Genomic DNA, 18,178 nt, shown 5'->3' on the forward strand with positions numbered 1-18,178 from the left:
TCGGTGGGTGAGCCGTGATGGCGGCCCCCATCTGGATGGCCGCACCGCCCGAGATCCACTCGGCGCTGTTGTCCAGCGGTCCGGGTCCAGCGGCGCTGCTGGCGGCCGCGGGTGCCTGGCAGGCGCTGGGCGTCGAGTACGCCGACGCGACCGCCGAACTGCTCGCCGTGCTGGGCGCGGCACAGAGCTCCTGGGAGGGGCCGAGCGCCGCGGAGTATGTCCTCGCCCATGCGCCGTACCTGGCCTGGTTGGCCCAGGCGCAGGCCAAAAGTGACGCCGCCGCGGCTCAGCACGAGGCCGCGGCTGCCGCCTACACGACGGCGCTGGCGGCGATGCCCACCCTCGGCGAATTGGCCGCCAACCACATCGTGCACGGCGTGCTCGTCGCCACCAATTTCTTCGGCATCAACACGATTCCGATCGCCGTCAACGAGGCCGACTACGTGCGGATGTGGGTCCAGGCGGCCACCACGATGAGCACCTACGACGCGGTGTCCTCGGCTGTGTTGGGCGCAGTGCCGCAGACCGTGCCCGCGCCCGCGGTGCTCAAATCCGAGGCGGCGGCGCCCACCCAAATGGCGGCCGCGGGACCGGCGGCGGATGCCGGCACCCAACTCAATTTCTCCGACCTGATCAGCCAGCTGCTGCAGGGCTACATCAACTACGTTCAGCAACTGTTCGGGCCGATCACCGATTTCCTGCAGGACCCCTTGGGTAACAGCGTCAAGCTGCTCACCGACTTCCTGACGAATCCGTCCCAGGCCTTGGTCACCTGGGGTCCACTGTTGTCCGCGGTCGCCTATCAGGTCTTCTCCAATGTCGGTGCGGCGCTGACTTATCCGCAGCTGCTGCTGCAACCGCTGTTGGCGATCACGCTCGGGGTGGTGGCCGGCGTCGGTCAACAACTCCTCGCGCTGGGACCGGCCGCGGCTGCGGCCGCCGGCGAGGCCGCGGTTCCGGCCGCGGTGGCGCTGACCGGGCACTCGGCGGTCCTGCCGCTGGCCGGTCTGGCGCCGAGCGGGGTGACCTCCGCGGCGGCACCGGCTGCCTCAGCGGCCGGCGCGGGAGCACCGGCACCGACCGCGGCCACGCCCGCAGCCGCGGGTCCGCTGGTGCCGTACGCCGTGCCGGGTTTCGATCCGGGTGGCGGCTTCACGCCCACGCTGCGGGACCGGACGGGAGCCAAGGCGCCGGCGGAAGGGATTCCGGCGGCCGCCGCGGGTGTCTCGGCGCGCGAGAAACGGCGCGCCCGGCGGCGGCGCACCGACACCATGCCGGAATTTCAGTACGGCGACGAGTTCATGGACTTCGACGATCCTGACGCCGCCCCGGCGGAGGAGCCTTCGGTCGCGGCGTCGAGTCGCGGCGCGGGAACCATGGGCTTCGGCGGCACGGTCACCAAGGATGACGCCGACGCCACCGGGCTGATGACGCTGCCCACCGACTCATACGGTGGGTCACCGACGATCCCGATGCTGCCCACCACCTGGGACCAGAACGAGCCCTAGTTCGGTTGGGTGTTGACCCACCCCACGACCTCAGCCGTCACCGGGTCGGTGATGTCGTTGTACTCCGGATGCTTCTTGAGCACCGTCACCACCATCGAGCACACCGGGACGATGCGCTTCCCCTCCGACTTAGTGTCCTGTAGCGCCTGCTCCAACAACAGCGTCGCCAAGCCGCGGCCGCCGAACTCGGGGTCGATCTCGGTGTGGTGGAAGACGCGCTGCTCGCCGCGGTCGGCGTAGTCGGCCAACCCCACGACCTGACCGCCGACCGAGATGGTGTACTTGCGGTCCTCCTCGGTGATGGTGACTTCTGCGCCGGTCTTGTCGACGGTCATGAGTGCTCCTTCGGTTTCGATGCGGACCCGGGCAATGGCCTGGGCAATAGCCGGGTGGTGGGCATGGGCGGCGCCGGCAGCCGGTCGACCGAACCGCGATAGCCCTGCACGGCGCCGAACCGGTCGTCGGCTTGCTCCCACTGCCGGCGATACTCGACGATCTCGTCGTGGCTGCGGCCCAAGAAGTTCCACCACATCACCAGTTGTTCCCCGAAAGGGGCGCCGCCCAACAACAGAACTCTGGCCGGTCGTTCCCCCAGATTGCGCAGCGGCAACACGCGATGCCCCGGTCCCTGGTATCCCAGCTGGGCAACACCGAGGCCGGCCTCGCACATTTGCACCGCACCCTGGTCACACAGCACGCCGTGCTCGAACGCCGGGTCGACCTCCAGTTCCACGACGGCATGCGCGTCGAGGTCGATCTGCGCCCCGACCAGCGGGGTGAAAGTCGTTACGGGCGAACGACTTGCGACCAACTCACCGAGGAACACCCGGACCCGTGCGCCGGCCAGCGCCACCGGTTCAGGCCGGTAATGGGCGAAGTCGCGTCCGGTGTCGCGAGCAGCATCGGGCAGCGCCACCCACAGCTGCGCCCCGTGCAACACCGCGGAATCGACCGAGACCTCCGAGTGGCAGATGCCTGCTCCCGCCGTCATCAGATTCAGTTCGCCCGGTCGCACCCTGGCATGCACACCGGCGCTGTCGCGATGCTCCACTTCCCCGCTGAACAACCAGCTCACCGTCTGCAGGCCGGTGTGCGGATGCGGCGGGACATCCATCCGCACCGACGCGGGACCGTAGTGGTCGACGAAGCACCAGGCTCCGATGAGCGAGCGTTCCCGCTGTGGCAGGGTCCGCTGGACCCGCATGGCTCGCGGCCCGCCGAGTGGCACCTCACGCGGATGCAACACCTCCACCGCGGGTCGCGACGCGGCCTGCACTGCGCCGCAAGCAACCTCGTCCGGCATGCTTTCGAGGTTGCTCATGGCCGGCCCTCCAAGAACTGCGGCAGTTGGCGCCGATACAGCCGACCCTACTCGCCGCCACGGCCTACTTTCGGGGCGGCTGCAACGCCTTCATGGCGACGCGCATGATCGGCTCCGGCACCCGGTCCTTGAGCGCCAGGGCGCGATCCGCGGCGCGCGACCGCAGCGGGGTGCCGCGACCGAACACCCGGTTCAGCGGTCCCCCGGTCGGTTCGACGGTCACGTGCAGCGGCGGGGTGTCCACCGCCGAGCCCAGCGCATTGGAGATGACCATGCGCTGAATTTCACTGGTCCCTTCAAAGATGGTGTACAGCTTGGCATCTCGGTACCACTTCTCGACCGGGTGGTCGGTGATGTAGCCCCAGCCGCCCATCGTCTGAATGGCGCGTTCGGTGGCCTTGACCGCGACCTCGCTGGCGGCGAGCTTCGACATCGAACCCTCGCCGCGTTCGAAGGGGACGCCGCTGGCCGCCATCCAGGACGCGCGCCAGGTCAGCAGCCGGGCCGCGTCGATCTGAGTCGCCAAGTCCGCCAACGGAAAAGCGACACCCTGGTGGTCGATGATGGGTCCGCCGAACGCCTCCCGTTCGGTCGCGTATGCGGTGGCGTATTCCAGTGCCGCCCGCGCGATCCCGATAGCCTGCGCGGCGACCATCGGACGGGTCTGCTCGAAGGTGCCCAGTGTCGCCGAGCCGGATTTCTTGGCGCCGGCGACCACCTCCCGCGCCTTGGCCAGCTTGTGTTCGAGTTTGTCTTCTCCGCCAAGCAGATTGGCACCCGGGATCCGGACATCGTTGAATTTGAGCTCGGCGGTGTGCGAGGCGCGGCAGCCCATCTTGTCCAGCTTGCGCACCAGTTCGAGCCCGGGTGTCCCGCCGGGTACCACGAACAGGGCCTGACCGCGGTGGCCGAGTTCCTGGTCGACGACCGCGTTCACCACGTGCACGTTGGCGATGCCGCCGTTGCCGATCCACATCTTGTGGCCGTTGATGATCCAGTCATCCCCGTCGCGGGTAGCGGTGGTCCGCAGATTGCGGACGTCGCTACCGCCCTCGGGCTCGGAGATCGCGAGCGCGGCCAGCTTGAGGTCACCGGGCGTCCCGAAGCATTCCGGAGCCCACTGAAGCATTTGTTCCGGCGAGGCGGCCTGGCCGATGGCCGAGAGCGCCAACGCCGGCATCACGATGGCCAAACCGATTCCGGCGCAGCCCCAGAACAATTCCTCCATGAACATCGGCAGCGAGATGCCGGTCGGGTCACCGATCAGGTCGCGGTAGAAGAGCGGGCTGTAGAAGCCGCGCTGTGCCGCCTCCTCCAGGACGGGCCACGGGAACTCCTGGCGCTGGTCGTAGTGCAGGGCGACCGGGCGGATGACCTCCTCGGCGAACTCGTGCGTTCGACGCGCCAGGTCGTGTTGCGCTTGGGTGGGGGTCAGGTCGAAGGTCATGAGAGCGCCTCTGGGTCAGTTGCCTCGGCCCGTACGGGGCCCCTGTCGTCCCCCGTATACCCTGCTCTACCGCTCTGATATCCAATGGATCTGACCGCCGCCGCATCAGGCCGCCGAGCGCGGGCCTGCCTCGGTCCGGGCGGTCGGTAGGTGCAACACCACCGCGGTGGCCGGGACGGCGTCGTTCTCGCGGCGCGCCAACAACGCCGCGTTCTCGGGCAACTGCCTGGGGTTGATCTCGCCCGAGGCGATCCGGCGCAGCACCTCGTGCGCTCGGGCGAGCTGTTCACGCTTGCGGTACTGACCGCCGGGCAACTTGACACCGGCCCAAACGCCCCATTCCTCGCGGTGCCTGATTGCGCGCTCCGCGCACAACCGCTGCTGCGCAAGGGGGCAGCGACGCAGGCACTGAATCCGGGCCTCGGTGGCGGAGCGCTCGTAGGCGCGAGCTTTGGCGGCCCCGTCGCCGCCGTCGTCGTCGGGATAACCGAACCAGAGTTCCGGGTTGGTTGCACAGGGGTTGGACATGCTGGCCTCCTCGAATAACGAAACGTAGACAGAAGCGTATACACAACTCGACCATGCACACAAGAGAAGCGCGACGAAAACGTATATGACCAGCGCTGGTTGCATCGCTGTGTAATATCCGGGGCATGGCCGGAGCCAGCCGTGAGCCGTGAGTCGGCAGGCGCGGCGATCCGGGCACTTCGCGAGTCGCGGGATTGGTCGCTGGCCGACCTCGCCGCCGCAACTGGCGTCAGCATCATGGGATTGAGCTATCTCGAGCGCGGTGTCCGCAAACCACACAAAAGCACAGTTCAACAGGTCGAGAACGGTCTCGGTCTGCCGCCGGGCACCTATTCGCGGCTGGTGGTCGCGGCCGATCCGGCGGCTGAACTCAGCCGGTTGCTCGCAGCCCAGCCGGTCCAGATCGCTCCCGCTGGTGGAGATCCTGTCGTACGACGTCACGACGACACCGATGTCCTTGCCCGATATGCCGAAGCGCAGCGTGAAACCCTCGAAGCCTTCATCGACCGTCTGCCGGCGAAAACATCAAACGAATATGAGTCGTATATTCAGGACGTGATCGCGCAGTGCGTCAAGGCGGAGATGCTGGCCGCCAGTTCATGGCGATTGGCCATCAATTCCGGCGGCGAATCCGCGTCCCGCTTGATGGAACACCTGCATGCGCTCGAGGACACCCGTAGCGCCCTGCTGCAACGTCTGCCGTCAAGTCTGAGTGCGCAGTTCGAGCAGGCGTGCGCGCAGTCGGCTCTGCCGGACGCGGTGGTAGCGGCAATGATCGGCATCGGGACCGACGAGGTGTGGGACATCCGCACCCGCGGCGTGATTTCCCAAGCCGTCCTCCCCCGCGTGCGCGCTTTCATCGATTCCGTGCAGGCTGTGGAGTCGGGCACAGACGTGCCCGCGGGCCAGGACAGTGAGCAAGCCCAGTGAGTCCGTCCGAGGTCGAGACGTTGACCCGCGCCCATCAGCTGTTCGCTGGCTTCGATCATCCGGTGCCGGCGATGGCGCGCGACCAAATGCCACTCGACGTGCCTGGTGATCCGAACACCGCTGTGCGACAAGGGCATTACCAGGGTGCCGTGGGCCGTGTTCACGCGGCGCTGGTGTCGGCCGGCCGAACGGATGATGCGTTGGCGGCGATCCTTGCCGGTGCGCACCGGGATCGTGCGACGGCACGAGGGCTAACCGGCAACGTCGTCGACGAGGCCCGAGCAGATGCCGCGGTTCCGTCGACAACACCGCTTGCCCAGCGCGAGGCGCTGCGCCGGCGGGTGGCGCGGCTACGCGCGCAGCGATCGCACGTCGTCGCGGCCAGGGGTCGGGCCCGGCGGCGTGTGGCGGCCCTACGGGCGCTGCGTTATCGGTCATCGCATCGTCGTCCGGAGCTGCGGTCGGCGCACGGCCGCGCCGGCCGCGCGGTCCGGGCCGCTCTGTCGCGCCTCGGCCGTCCCTATGTGTGGGGGGCGACCGGGCCCGACCGGTTCGACTGCTCCGGTCTGGTCCAATGGGCCTACGCGCAGGCCGGTGTGCACCTCGGACGCACTACCTACCAACAGATCAACGACGGTGCCGCGGTGCCGCGCTCGCAGATTAGGCCCGGTGACCTGGTGTTTCCGCACGCCGGGCACGTGCAAATGGCGATCGGCAACAATCTCGTGGTCGAGGCGCCCTACTCGGGCGCTTCGGTGCGGATCAGCCGACTGGGCACCAACGTGCAGATTCGGCGGCCCTGGTGAGAGCCCTGGTGAGAGAAGGTTGACCCATGTCGGAATCCATTGGATCCCCGATGGCGGCATTCCGGGAGCGACAGATCGTTCTGGCCGGTAAGTACAGCGCAAGCGCCGAGGCAGATCGAACCCTGTCGGAGGTCTTGAGCAGCGCACATCAGACCATGCTCGACAGCATCCGGCGACTCGACGCGATCGCCGCCGAGATCGAGCGCGCCCAGCAGGCGAAGCTCGCCGCCGACACGCCACTGGGATCGCGCGAATACCAGCGGTTCCTGGTAGATAAGCAGCGCGAGATCGCCGCGATCGTGACCCACGCCCGAGAGATCAGCCACGCGAAAAGCCTTGTGCTGCACGATCTGCAAGACCGGTACCGGGGTTGAGACCAGGTTACGGTCGGGGTGAATTGTCCGGGGCGCCGCGCCTGGGTACTGTCCCGCGGCATGAAGTGGTCGGGCGGCGCGCGGATCACCTAGATGACGACCTACCAGGACCTCGTCGACGCCATGCGGCGCATCCAAACAAGCACCGGAGACCCGCAAGCCTGGATGACCGGGCTGACGGCCGCCGAAGTGACCACCGCGCTGATGCCTGCGACCTCCGTGCCAGAGCTCGATGCGATCCTGGCCAAGATCCGCCAGCGCCATCCTGATTTGTTCTCACCGCAAGGAATGCCCCCGTCCGCCGGTTTACCCACCCGCACCGAGGGGGATGCGGCCAAAGCCATCGCCCAAGCCGAAATCGCTTTGGCGCACCAGAATTCGGCGACGTCTCAACTCGACCTGCAAGTGATCTCGGCCGTCCTCAGTGCCCACCTGACGAACATGGAAGGACGCGATGCGCTCACCAAGTTGCAGCAGGAACTCGAGTCGGCGGTAGCGATGCGCACGGACCTGGACACCCCCGCCGGCGCCCGCGACTTCCAACGGTTCCTGATCGGCAAATTGAGAGACATCCGGGAGGTCGTCGCGACCGCCAGTCTGGACGACACGTCGAAGTCCGCCTTGATGGCCGCGTGGACGTCGCTGTACAACGCCTCGAAGAGCGGTTCGGCGACACCGGCGCCATCCGGCGATCTGCGGCCCGCGCCGGCACCCGCCCAGCCAGCCCCAAGCGCTGGCGGCCAACTACCCGCACCGGACGGTGATCCAGGGCTCGATCCCCTGTGGTTCGACGACCCGGGGCTGTCGGGCGCAGTCCCGCCGGAAGCCGCGATGTCGGTCGCACCCACCGGGGCGCCCGCGGCGCCTGGTGGGGGCGGCGCGACAGCACCGTCCGGCGGCGGCATGCCGTCCTGGGGCGCACCGAGCGGCCTGCAGCTGCCCGGCCTGTCCGGCGGCGGGTCCGGCCGGGATTCCGGAGCGCTGGCCGACGGCGCCTTCGGCGATCCCGACCTCGATGATCACCGCCGCCACGAGGACAAGATCAAGCGCGACGACCCCAACGACGGAGGCGACGACGATCCACGTGACGAGGAACGCGACCCTGCGTCCGGCCAACCCGAGGCACCGCCGGCGGGCCCTACCACCGTGACGCTGCCCAACGGGGAGACGGTGACGGCCGCAAGTCCCCAGCTGGCCGCCGCGATCAAGGCTGCGGCGGGTGGAACACCGATTGCGGAGGCATTCCGGCAACAGGGCATCACCATCCCGCCACCGGGGACCGCGGTGGCACACCCGATCGACCCGGCGCAGGTCGTCCCGGGTGACATCGGCATGTTCACCGATCGGCACGCGCTTGCCCTCGGTCGCAGCAAGGCCCTGCTCGAAGGCCAGATTCAGCACATCTCAGCGGTCGCCGGGCCGAGCTTCCTAGGCTGGCAACATCCGCCGCCCCCGCTAACCCAGCCGTCGGCACCGGCCCCGCCTGACGCCGACCTACCCACCCCGACCCGGCCGTCGGCCATCACAGCCTGATAAGCCCACATCAAGGAGGCAGCTATGGCAGATCGAATCCATGTGGTGCCGGCGCAGCTGCGAGAAGCCGCTGCCCGGCACCGGGAGACCTCGGAGCAGCTACGGGCCGTGCCGTCGTCGCACCCCGCAATCCAGGCGAGCCTGGACTCGCTGGGTCCGATTTTCGGCGAACTCCGCGAGGCCGGCCGGGAACTGCTCGAGGTCAGGCGCCAGTGCTACGAGCAGCAAGCCGACGATCATGCCGACATCGCCGAGGGCCTGCACACCTCCGCGGCGATGTGGGAGCGGCACGAACAAGAAGCCGCCGACAAACTCGGCGGCGTCGTCGACGGATGACTAACGTCAGCGGCACCGATGACTGAAGCCAACCCTGCGTTCGACACCGTTCACCCGAGCGGGTGCATCCTGGTGCGCTCCTGCCGGGGCGGGTACCTGCACAGTGTCGCGCTGAGCGAAGCGGCGATGGAGACGGACGCCGAAAGCCTCGCGGAGGCGATCGTGCTGACCGCCGACGTGTCGTGCCTCAAAGCATTACTGGAAGTGCGCGCGGAGATTGTCGCGGCCGGGCACAGTCCGTCAGCGGAGGTTCCGACGTCGTCCGATCTCGACGCGGCGATTGAAAAGCTGTTGGCGCACCAGCTTCGGGCCCGGCTTTGAGGTTGGAGACCTAAGGGAGCCAGGTCTTGGCGGCGTCGGGTTCGGGTACGATATCGACCGGCGGCTCGATCGGGTTGGCGCCGAACAACTCTCGCGCGCGGCTGAGCAGCGCACGCACCTCGTCGAGCTGCTGCTGCAGCGCAGAATCGGCCATGGCCACACGCTACCCACGCGATAGCGGCCACACAATTCACCGTCCGCAGATACCGCAATCGGGGCCGACCGGATGCCGGTACGCTTAGCCGGTGGGAATCTTTGGTCGCAGAACGGCGCGGGAGCGGCTGCGTAGAGCGACCCAGGAGTCTCTGACCGTTCCGACTTTCAGCGCTCCACCCGACTGCACCCCATGGGTGATCGGGGGGCTGTGGCCGCCCGAGTTGTCGCCGAGCGACGGCGAAACCGCAACTCTCGCAGACTATCTCAGAGCCGACCTGGAGCGCATTGCCAAGTCGGCCAACGATGATCTGCGAGCTGTCCGGCGTTCGGAACTGGCGCATTCGGCGCGCCGTGCCGCCGAAGCCCGAGTGATCGACGATGCCCGCGCCGATGCGGTGCGCCGAGTCGACTCGACGATGCGCCAGTTGCGACACCTGAGGCAGCGACCCACCGCGCCACCCGCGCTCGGCAACGGCGGCGGCCGCGCCGACATGGACAAGACGCAGGTGCTGCCGGCCGTTCGGGACGTGCCCCCACCGGTCGACGATGTGCCCCCGCCGATCGATCTGCACAAGACGCAGGTCATGCCGGCCATCCGGGACGATATTCCGCCACCGCCGGCGCCAGCCGCCGCCGACGAGGCTTCCGACGGTGAGCAGCGGCTGCAGCGGCTGCTGGCCTTCGTCGCGCGCCAGGAACCGCGGGTGAACTGGGCGATCGGGGAGCGCTTGGACGGTACGACGCTGTTGGTCACCGACCTCGCGCATGGCTGGATACCGCCGGCAATCGCGATCCCGGCCGGGCTACGGCTGCCCGAACCGCAGCGGCGCAGCGGTCGGGCCGCCGAGCTACTCGGCGCCACGACCCGCGCCGCGACCTACGCGCCAGGAGAGTCGGCGAATTGGCCGACCGGATCCGACGATATCGAGGCGTCGGTGGAACCTTTCGAACTGCCTGTCGTCGACGACCTGGACTGGGAGCTCGGCGCCGCGACCCACTGGCGCGAGGGTTTGCCGCGGTTGGTGCACACCTCGGCGAAGGCCGCCGCAAGCGGTGGCGAAATCGTCGAACAGGAAGCCGACCTGCTCCGGGTTCACCTGGACACCTTGCGTTATCAGGTGCTGGCTCAGTACCCCGACGTCGAATTGGCGCAGCTGCTCAACTGCATGTTGTTGGCCGCCACCGATGCCCGCGTTGCGGGCGACACTATATCGGCGAACTATCACTTCGCTTGGTTCAAGAAGCTCAGTGCCGCAGCGGTTGCCGAGCCACCCGCTACATCGCCCGAAGGCGGCCCGCAGGTTTGAATTGACGCTGGTAAGAGGCGTCGACATACTGTCAGGGTGTCGGGGCCGGGTCGCAGTGAAATCGCCGACCTCAGCGCCGAAGGCGACAGGGCTCTCGTGGAATCGGTGCTCCGCTCACTGAGCGAGGCGGCCGACAAGTGGGAAGCGATTGTCGCCCAGGCCGAAGCCGTCACCTACAGCGTTGACCTGGGAGACGTTTACGCTGTGGCAAATTCGGACGGACGGTTGCTCAAGTTGACCCTGCATCCTGACGTGATGGTCGGCTACTCCCCCAACGAACTGGCCGACAGATTGAACCTCGCGATTGCAGCGGTGCGCGAAGAGGCTGAAGCCGACAATCAGGCACGGTACGGCGGCCGCCTGCAGTGACGTCGGCGACGTACGGAGGGATTCGTACGCACCCGCCGGAAGGAGAATGACTGTGCCACTTAATCTGTCGAACCGCGACCAGAGTTCTGGGCACCTGTTCTACAACCGGCGGTTGCGAGCCGCCATCACCAGGTTCTCCGTGCGGATGAAGCACGACGACCGCAAACAGCAAGCGGCGGTAGCTCTCTCGACCGTACTGGTGCTGATCGGCGTCGGATGGATGGCTTTGCTGCATGTGATGAAGCCTGCCGGGTTGGTCGCCCAGTCGTCCGTCATCGGCAATCGCGACACCGGGGCGATCTACGCCAGGATCGGCGGACGCCTCTACCCCGCGCTGAATCTGACTTCGGCGCGTCTGGCGGTCGGCAATGCGGTCGCCCCCACGTGGGTGACCGCCAATGAAATCGCCAAGTATCCGACCGGCCCGATGATCGGGATTCCCGGTGTACCGGACGCGCTGTCGGTCACCGGCGGCACCGTCTCGGCTTGGGCAATCTGTGACACCGCGCAACGGCAGGGTTCCCGCGCCAGCACCGCCACGCCGCTGGTGACATCGATTGCGGGGTCACTCACGTCGGCGGATAGGGCCGCAACCCTGGAACCGGGACGGGCAGTATTGGTGACCCACCGCGGTGCGACCTATGTGATCTGGGGCGGGCAGCGATCCCGGATCGATCCGGCCGACCGATCGGTGACATTCAACCTGGGGCTCGATCCCGGCGTGACGTATCCGGTCGAAATCTCCAACGCGCTGTTCGATGCCATGCCGTCAACCGAACCTCTTGTCCTACCGACGATTTCGGAATCCGGCAGTCCTTCGCGGTGGCTACCCGGCGCCAAGGTGGGTAGCGTCCTGGAGTCCCGCGACGCCGGCGGGGCGCTCAACGGCTTCTACGTGTTGCTGCCCACCGGAGTGCAGAAAATCACCGGATTCGTCGCTGACCTACTGCGGACCGGCGACTCCCAAGGCTCGACCGCGCCGACGCTAGTGGCACCGGACAAACTCGTTCACATCCCGGTGGTCGACGTCCTCGACGTCGACTACTACCCCTCGGGCAAGCTCAATTTCGTTGACACGGCCGCCAATCCCGTCACATGTGTCGCGTGGGAGAAACAGGCTACCGATCCACAGGCCAGGATCACCGTCATCTCCGGACGTGGCCTGCCGGTCCCGGCCGGCATGGATTCCCGGCTGGTGCACCTCGTGCGTGACGATCGAAATCCCGAATCGGCCGAGGCGCACCAGACTTTGATCCTGCCCGGTGCGGCCAACTTCGTCGCAACCACCAGTGGCTCGGCTGTCTCCGACAGCCGGGAAAGCTTGTATTGGCTTTCACCACAGGGTGTCCGGTACGGCATCGAGCCGGATCAACGGACTTTGCAAGCACTGGGTCTGGAGCCTCGGCACGCCGTCCAGGCCCCCTGGCCGATTGTGCGCACGTTCGCCCCCGGCCCGGCAATCGCTCGGGACGCCGCCCTGATCGCGCGCGATGCCGTACCCGCAGGAGGCGCGGTAGCACCCATTGCTGACTCCGACGAAGCGGGGAACTGATCATGTCCAAACGAGGGTTCGTCCGCGGAAGGCGCACGCCGCCAGCGACTGTCCCGCCGGTACGGGTGGCGGTGGCCGCGCCTCTGGCGCTGCCCGAACGCGAGCCGCGCAACATCCTGCTGATGATCGCCTTGCCGGCCCTGTTGATCGGAATCATCGGCACCCTGGTCGTGATGTACGCATCCGGCGTGCGGTCACTGCAGTCGGGGTTCTTCCCGATGGTCGGCTTGGTCGGCTTCGGCGCGCTGATGTTCGGCGGACGCTTCGGCCGTGGACGCCGAATCACCTGGGGCGAACAGGAAAAGCAGCGGCGCAGCTATCTACGCCAACTTGACGACGACCGCGAGGAAGTACAACGCGCCGCCCAACAGCAGCGGCGGTCCCAGCTGTTCGTCCACGCCGACCCGCAACGGTTCGACACCATCATCGGCGGCCCCCGCATGTGGGAACGGCGCCCCACCGATCCGGATTTCTTGGACGTGCGGCTCGGTGTCGGGGTACAGCAAGCCAGCGAGTCAGCGGTCTCAATACAGTGGCCCGACGTCCCGATCGGCGAAGAGCTGGAGCCCGTGACGGGTGGTGCACTACGAGACTTCATTCTCGAGCAGAGCAAGATCCGGGGTATCGGAAAGGTGCTGAGCCTGCGCTCGAAACCCGGGTTCAGTTTCGTCGCCGAAGACCCGATCGAGCTGCACGGACTGATGCGCGCGATGCTGTGCGCGCTTGCGGTCTACCACAGCCCGCACGATCTCAAGCTGATGGTGGTGACCCGACATCCCGAGCACTGGCAGTGGCTGGTCTGGTTGCCGCACAACCAACATGACGAGATGTTCGATGCGTGCGGGCTACGTCGGCTGGTGTTCGCCTCACCCACGGAACTGGAAGAAGCGCTCGATGCCGAATTGCACCGCAAAGGTCGCGGGCCATGGACCCCACCGGCGACGGCGAGCCCGACCTCCATGCCGTCGCCGATCGAGGTGTCGTCGGCGCTGGGACCGCATTGGCTGATCGTGGATGACAACGTCGGCACACCCGAACAGTGGGAAGGGGTGACCGGCCAGAAGGGCATGGCCGGTATCACCGTGCTGCGGTTGGCAACCCGGGTCGGCGTCGGCGTCGGCTTCACCGACGAGAGCCAGCGATTCGCGTTGCGTGCCGGCAGGCTCAGCCACCGCGACGCCTTCTACGCGGTAGCCGACGCGCTTGCCGACAGCACCGCCAACAGGTATGCGCGTGCGCTGGCCCGCTGGTCCCCGATGAGCGCCGACGAGCTGTCCGAGACCGAAAGCCTAGGCGGTGAACTACTTCGGGCGCTCGGCATCAGTGATCCGAGAGAACTCGACGTCGACAAATTATGGGCGGAGAGTCGCGGTCGTGGGGACCCGCGATGGGCGATGGTGCCGGTCGGCGTCAAACAGAACGGTGAACTGCAGTATGTGATCCTGCGCGCCAAGGACTTCGGCGGTTACGGATTCCACTCCGTCGTGATCGGGACCTCCGGGTCGGGTAAGTCGGAATACTTCCTGTCCCTGTGCAGCGGTATCGCGTTGACCCACTCGCCGGAGTCGTTCATCGTGATCTTCGTCGACATGAAGTTCGAGTCGGCAGCCCAGGACCTGCAAGGTTTTCCGCACGTCGCCGGATCGCTGTCCAATCTGGGAAAGGACGACCGGCACCTGGCCGAGCGAATGCGAAAGGCCATCAACGGTGAAATATCCCGGCGGTACCGGCTTTTCAAGAACGCCGGCGCCCGCGACGCGAACGAGTACGAAGAGATGCGCCTGGCGGGCCGGGATCTGGAGCCGGTGCCGATCCTGCTGGTCATCATCGACGAATACCTCGAACTGTTCATTCATCATCCGGAGTGGATCGACTTGGTCATCCACATCGGGCAGGAAGGCCGCGGCTGCAACGTTTTCTTCACCCTGGGCGGCCAGCGGCTGGATCTCTCCTCGCTCAGTAAAGCCAAGAGCAACATCGCATTCCGGGTCGCGCTGCGCGCCGAGACCGCCGAGGACTCTCGGGACGTCATCGGTAGCGACGCCGCGTTGCATCTGCCGTCGCAGGAGAACGGGTACGCGTTGCTCAAAGTCGGGCCGCGTGACCTCGACCAGTTCCGCTGCTTCTATGTGTCCGCGCCGTTCGTCGTGCCGAAGCGGGTGATGGAGGTGAACCAGACGGTCGCCATGAGCTTCTCCCAGCCGCGGGCCTACACCTGGGCGTATCAACCGCTCAGCGATTCCGACAGCGCGGCGCTGGCTGTCGCCGACGAACCCGCAGAGCCGGACGAGTTCCTGTTCCATCCCGACGGCTTCCGCAAGAAGAAGCTGGTCGACGTCGTCCGCGAATCACTCATTTCGCACCCCGCGCGGCCGCCGCACCAAATCTGGCTTCCCCCACTTGAAGTCAGCGAACCGGTTGATGCGCTGGTGGCGCGCTGGCGGGGCAAGCCGTGGCATGTCGACTATGGGCGTAACCCCGGCCTGGCGTTCCCGTTGGGCGTGGTCGACATTCCGGAGGAGCATGATCAGCGGGTGCATGTGGTCAACGCCGAAACCGACAACATCATGGTCGTGGCAACGGCGCAGCGCGGTAAATCCACCACTTTGATGACGCTGATGACCTCGGCTGCGCTGATGTACCGGCCCGAACGGGTCGCCTTCTTCTGTATCGGTGCGTCGTTGTTCCCCGTCGAGGACCTGCCACACGTGGCGTCGGTAGTGAGTCCCACTGACGCAGAAGGTGTTTCACGAACGATAGCCTCCATCGAGGGACTTGTCCTGGCCCGCGAGGCGTCCTTCAAGAGGTACCAGATCGACATCTCAGAATTTCGGGAGCGGCGATTCGCCGTCGACGGTTCAGCCGGCGGCGGCACCGATCCCGACGACAAGTTCGGTGACGTGTTCCTCGTCATCGACAACTTCAGCGACCTCTACGACAAGGACGCCGCCATGGGTGAGCGTGCCATCGCGATCGCCCGGCAGGGACTGTCCTATGGGGTGCACATCATGACCAGCGCGACAGCCTGGTTGGTGGGTCAGAAGCAGCAGCTGGTCAATGTGTCGAACGCCCGCATCCAGTTGCGGCTGAGCAATCCCGACGAGACCCAGATGGGCGAGGGATTCGAACGTAAGAAGGCGGCCCGGAACACGTTGGACCGCCCCGGGTTCGGACTCACCCGGGAGGGCTTCGAGTTGTTGGTCGGGGTGCCCGAGGTGGTCGGTGCGGCCGGCGACCGGGTGGGCACGCGCGACATCGGTGCGCTGATCGCGGGCGTGACCGGGGTGGGCAGGGTGGAGAGTTTGGCGCGGCTGCCCGAACGGATCGGCCTGGCCGAGGTCGCCGCCGCGTTCGTGGCCGGCGCCGGGCACGCAGATCCGTTGAACATCCCATTCGGGATCGGCGAAACCGCTCTGCAGCCGGTGGTGTTACCGGCTCGCGTGGTGCCCAATCTCCTGGTGGTCGGCCGGCAGTCGTGCGGCAAGACGACCACGCTGGCGGCGGTCGGGCAGTCGGTTGTGGCGCGGTGCACTCCCGAGCAGGCGCAGATCACCATCATCGACCCCAAGACCTCGCTGATCGGGAAGATCCAGGGTGACCACGTGCGGGCCTACGCCTACACCGCCGATGACATCGACACCGTGATCGGCGACTTGGCGACATTGCTGAGGGACCGGTTGCCGCCTTCGGGGTTGAGCCAGGACGAGTTGCTCAGCCGCGGCGACTGGGACGGTCCGCACCACTTCGTGCTGATCGACGATGAACAAGAGCTACGACCGCACGGTCTGCTGGGCAAGAACGCGGCGACCGCGCCGCTGTGGGGCCTGATCGAGCGAAGCCGCGAGATCGGCCTGCATGTGATCGCCTCGCGGCTGCCCGGCAACTGGGCAGGAGTCGCGGTCACCAATCCGTTCCTGCAGAAGATGACGGGCTCTCGGGCACCGACGCTGTTCATGGACAACGATCCGGCGGCTGTCAAAGTTTTCGGCCGAACCAGCGCGCAGCAGCTCCCCCCCGGCCGTGGTCTGCTGGTCACCACCGACGGAGTCATGGAAGGAGTCCTGGTAGGCGACCTGCAAACCTGAATCGACAGGCAAGAGCCGCCACCCTAGACTCAGCGCAACTTGCGGCCGCTCGGGCAGGCCGCGACCGATCGAGAGGCAGATATGACTGGGATGTTCGGCATGGTGCCGGGTGCCGTTGACTTGTCGGCGGCCGCCGAGGCAGGGCTCAGCGAGGAAATGGCCGCGACCACCGCGGCCGGTGCCGCCGCCCTCACCGGGGTGCTGCCGATGGCAGCCGACGCCGACTCGATCGAGTTCGCCGCCGCGTTGAACGCCGCTGGCGCCGCCTACCTCGCGACGTCCGCGGAGCACGTCGGGCAGCGGGCAGCCTTCTCCGGTGCGCAGGGGCTGGCGTCTGCCGCCACGGTCGCCGCCGAGGCCGCCAACGCGGGCGCGGTGGGGCTGTAGGACACGCAGATGCCGGATCCCCGGTGGAGTGGCCCGCCCGAGGTCGTCGCTGCAATCTTCGAAGCGGGCTCCCCTGCCTCCGTGATTGCCAACACGACTGTTTGGGTGACCGAGACGGCCAACAAGGAGCTGGCGGCCGGGCTTTCCACGTTGAACAGCCTGGCCACCGCGGCGCAGTGGCAAGGCGTGGGCTCGGTCGCGTCGACGGTGGCGGTCACCGGCCTCAACGCGGGACTGCAGACGTTGGTGGGCTGGACTGCCGAAAAGATCAACGTGACGCAGGCCGCCGTCGAAGCCTTCATGCTCGCGCGGTCGGCTGTCATTCCCTCGGTGGTATCGCAAACCAACCGCGACGAGTGGAGCGTGCTCAACGCCACGAATTTCTTCGGACAGAACACCCCGGGGATTGTCGAACGTGACGTCGAATACTTCGGCGAGCACTGGCCGCACAACTCGAGCGTGGGCTGGACCTACTCGGCCGCGCTGAGCGCACTGGTCGCGGCCCTGGCGGTCCCGCCGCCGCTCGCGCCGATGGGCGCCTCCCCCGCTGCTCCGGCAGCCGCGGCGCAGGCGGTGGCCCAGGCGGCCGCGCAGACCGGCATGCAGAACGCCGCGCAGGCGTCGGCCCAGGTCGCGCAAACCACCGGCCAGGCCACGGCCGCTCCGACGGACGGCGCCGGCCAACTCGGCTCGCTGATGCAGGAACCGATGCAGCTGATGTCCGGCGCCACCGAGCCGCTGAAGCAGATGTTGCAGGCGCCGATGCAAGCGATGCAGGGCGTCAGTAGCCTCCCTCAGGGCATGATGCAGGCGTTCGCGGGAATGTTTCCGTCGACCGGCGCGGCGGCTGACGTCGCGGCGGTGTCGCCCGGCGGCTCGGTCCCGGTCGGGGCCGCCGGCGGCGCTCTCCCGGGAGGCGGCGGCACGTCCGGCTTCCCGGGTGCCGGGCTGACCAGCTACACCCGCCCCACCAGCAGTTTCGAGCCCGAAGCGGGCGGCAGGCCGACCAGCCTGCGCGCCGGTGTACTCAACGCCGCCGAAGTCCGCGGCCCCACGGTGTCCGCCGGGGGCGCCCCGATGCCGATGGCGCCGGCGGGCATGCTGGCGCGCGGCAACGAGGCCGATAAGCAGGAAGTGGCGCGGGCTCGGGTCCTCATCACCGGCGACATCACGGGCGAGGGCACCGACCCGCGCTGAGAGCGCCTCGCCCAGCTGCAC

At 67.4% G+C, this 18,178-nt stretch carries 18 protein-coding genes; 13 read left to right on the plus strand and 5 right to left on the minus strand.

The window, feature by feature from the left end; genetic code table 11:
• Window positions 1-17 precede the first annotated feature (17 nt).
• Complete coding sequence (locus A5645_RS17390) at window positions 18-1,508, plus strand: PPE family protein (protein ID WP_065130445.1); 1,491 nt, start codon at window positions 18-20, stop codon at window positions 1,506-1,508.
• Here the strand turns inward: A5645_RS17390 and A5645_RS17395 are convergent.
• The 4 genes from A5645_RS17395 to A5645_RS17410 form a co-directional block, all read right to left on the minus strand.
• Entirely contained in the window at window positions 1,505-1,843 is a 339-nt protein-coding gene (locus A5645_RS17395) for a GNAT family N-acetyltransferase (protein WP_065034282.1), read from the minus strand. The two genes, A5645_RS17390 and A5645_RS17395, sit on opposite strands and share 4 nt — an antisense overlap.
• Window positions 1,840-2,829, minus strand: a complete 990-nt coding sequence (locus A5645_RS17400) for a pirin family protein (protein WP_065130446.1) — start codon at window positions 2,827-2,829, stop codon at window positions 1,840-1,842. Before A5645_RS17400 ends, A5645_RS17395 begins: the two co-directional genes overlap by 4 nt.
• Window positions 2,830-2,893: 64 nt before the next feature.
• A complete protein-coding gene (locus A5645_RS17405) occupies window positions 2,894-4,276 on the minus strand; it encodes an acyl-CoA dehydrogenase family protein (RefSeq protein ID WP_065034280.1) in 1,383 nt (460 codons plus the stop codon).
• 105 nt (window positions 4,277-4,381) lie between these two features.
• Complete coding sequence (locus A5645_RS17410) at window positions 4,382-4,804, minus strand: WhiB family transcriptional regulator (protein ID WP_065130447.1); 423 nt, start codon at window positions 4,802-4,804, stop codon at window positions 4,382-4,384.
• A 141-nt stretch (window positions 4,805-4,945) separates the two neighbouring features.
• Here A5645_RS17410 and A5645_RS17415 point away from each other — a divergent pair, with 141 nt between their 5' ends.
• From A5645_RS17415 to A5645_RS17440, 6 genes are all read left to right on the plus strand, one after another.
• Window positions 4,946-5,734 (plus strand): helix-turn-helix domain-containing protein, encoded by a 789-nt coding sequence (locus tag A5645_RS17415; RefSeq protein WP_065130448.1) that lies wholly within the window; start codon window positions 4,946-4,948, stop codon window positions 5,732-5,734.
• Window positions 5,731-6,540 carry a C40 family peptidase gene (locus A5645_RS17420; RefSeq protein WP_065130449.1) on the plus strand — a complete coding sequence of 270 codons (810 nt, stop codon included), beginning with the start codon at window positions 5,731-5,733 and terminating at the stop codon, window positions 6,538-6,540. Before A5645_RS17415 ends, A5645_RS17420 begins: the two co-directional genes overlap by 4 nt.
• Window positions 6,541-6,566: 26 nt before the next feature.
• Complete coding sequence (locus A5645_RS17425) at window positions 6,567-6,914, plus strand: DUF4226 domain-containing protein (protein WP_065130450.1); 348 nt, start codon at window positions 6,567-6,569, stop codon at window positions 6,912-6,914.
• A 93-nt stretch (window positions 6,915-7,007) separates the two neighbouring features.
• Window positions 7,008-8,447: a DUF4226 domain-containing protein gene (locus A5645_RS17430; protein ID WP_065130451.1), complete on the plus strand. Its 1,440-nt coding sequence runs from the start codon at window positions 7,008-7,010 to the stop codon at window positions 8,445-8,447.
• Between the two features lie 24 nt (window positions 8,448-8,471).
• Complete coding sequence (locus A5645_RS17435; RefSeq protein WP_065034274.1) at window positions 8,472-8,783, plus strand: ESX-1 secretion-associated protein; 312 nt, start codon at window positions 8,472-8,474, stop codon at window positions 8,781-8,783.
• A gap of 18 nt (window positions 8,784-8,801) precedes the next feature.
• Window positions 8,802-9,104, plus strand: coding sequence for a DUF2694 family protein (locus A5645_RS17440; protein WP_065130452.1), 303 nt, complete (start codon window positions 8,802-8,804; stop codon window positions 9,102-9,104).
• A gap of 10 nt (window positions 9,105-9,114) precedes the next feature.
• On the opposite strand, the gene A5645_RS28200 is transcribed toward A5645_RS17440, so the two are convergent.
• Window positions 9,115-9,258, minus strand: a complete 144-nt coding sequence (locus A5645_RS28200; RefSeq protein ID WP_172830557.1) for a hypothetical protein — start codon at window positions 9,256-9,258, stop codon at window positions 9,115-9,117.
• A gap of 91 nt (window positions 9,259-9,349) precedes the next feature.
• Here A5645_RS28200 and A5645_RS17445 point away from each other — a divergent pair, with 91 nt between their 5' ends.
• The 6 genes from A5645_RS17445 (at window position 9,350) to A5645_RS17470 (ending at window position 18,157) form a co-directional block, all read left to right on the plus strand.
• Window positions 9,350-10,567 carry a DUF5631 domain-containing protein gene (locus A5645_RS17445; protein WP_065130453.1) on the plus strand — a complete coding sequence of 406 codons (1,218 nt, stop codon included), beginning with the start codon at window positions 9,350-9,352 and terminating at the stop codon, window positions 10,565-10,567.
• 36 nt (window positions 10,568-10,603) lie between these two features.
• The gene (locus tag A5645_RS17450; RefSeq protein WP_065130454.1) at window positions 10,604-10,936 is read left to right on the plus strand and encodes a DUF2710 family protein; all 333 of its coding nucleotides are present in this window, start codon (window positions 10,604-10,606) and stop codon (window positions 10,934-10,936) included.
• A gap of 52 nt (window positions 10,937-10,988) precedes the next feature.
• Window positions 10,989-12,488, plus strand: coding sequence for a type VII secretion protein EccB (eccB, locus tag A5645_RS17455; protein ID WP_065130525.1), 1,500 nt, complete (start codon window positions 10,989-10,991; stop codon window positions 12,486-12,488).
• A gap of 2 nt (window positions 12,489-12,490) precedes the next feature.
• The gene (gene eccCa / locus A5645_RS17460; protein ID WP_065130455.1) at window positions 12,491-16,573 is read left to right on the plus strand and encodes a type VII secretion protein EccCa; all 4,083 of its coding nucleotides are present in this window, start codon (window positions 12,491-12,493) and stop codon (window positions 16,571-16,573) included.
• Between the two features lie 81 nt (window positions 16,574-16,654).
• Complete coding sequence (locus tag A5645_RS17465; RefSeq protein WP_366663767.1) at window positions 16,655-16,960, plus strand: PE family protein; 306 nt, start codon at window positions 16,655-16,657, stop codon at window positions 16,958-16,960.
• 9 nt (window positions 16,961-16,969) lie between these two features.
• Window positions 16,970-18,157 (plus strand): PPE domain-containing protein, encoded by a 1,188-nt coding sequence (locus tag A5645_RS17470; protein ID WP_065130457.1) that lies wholly within the window; start codon window positions 16,970-16,972, stop codon window positions 18,155-18,157.
• Window positions 18,158-18,178: the final 21 nt, after the last annotated feature.

It is taken from the genome of Mycobacterium asiaticum, from assembly GCF_001673635.1.
Classification (GTDB): domain Bacteria; phylum Actinomycetota; class Actinomycetes; order Mycobacteriales; family Mycobacteriaceae; genus Mycobacterium; species Mycobacterium asiaticum_C.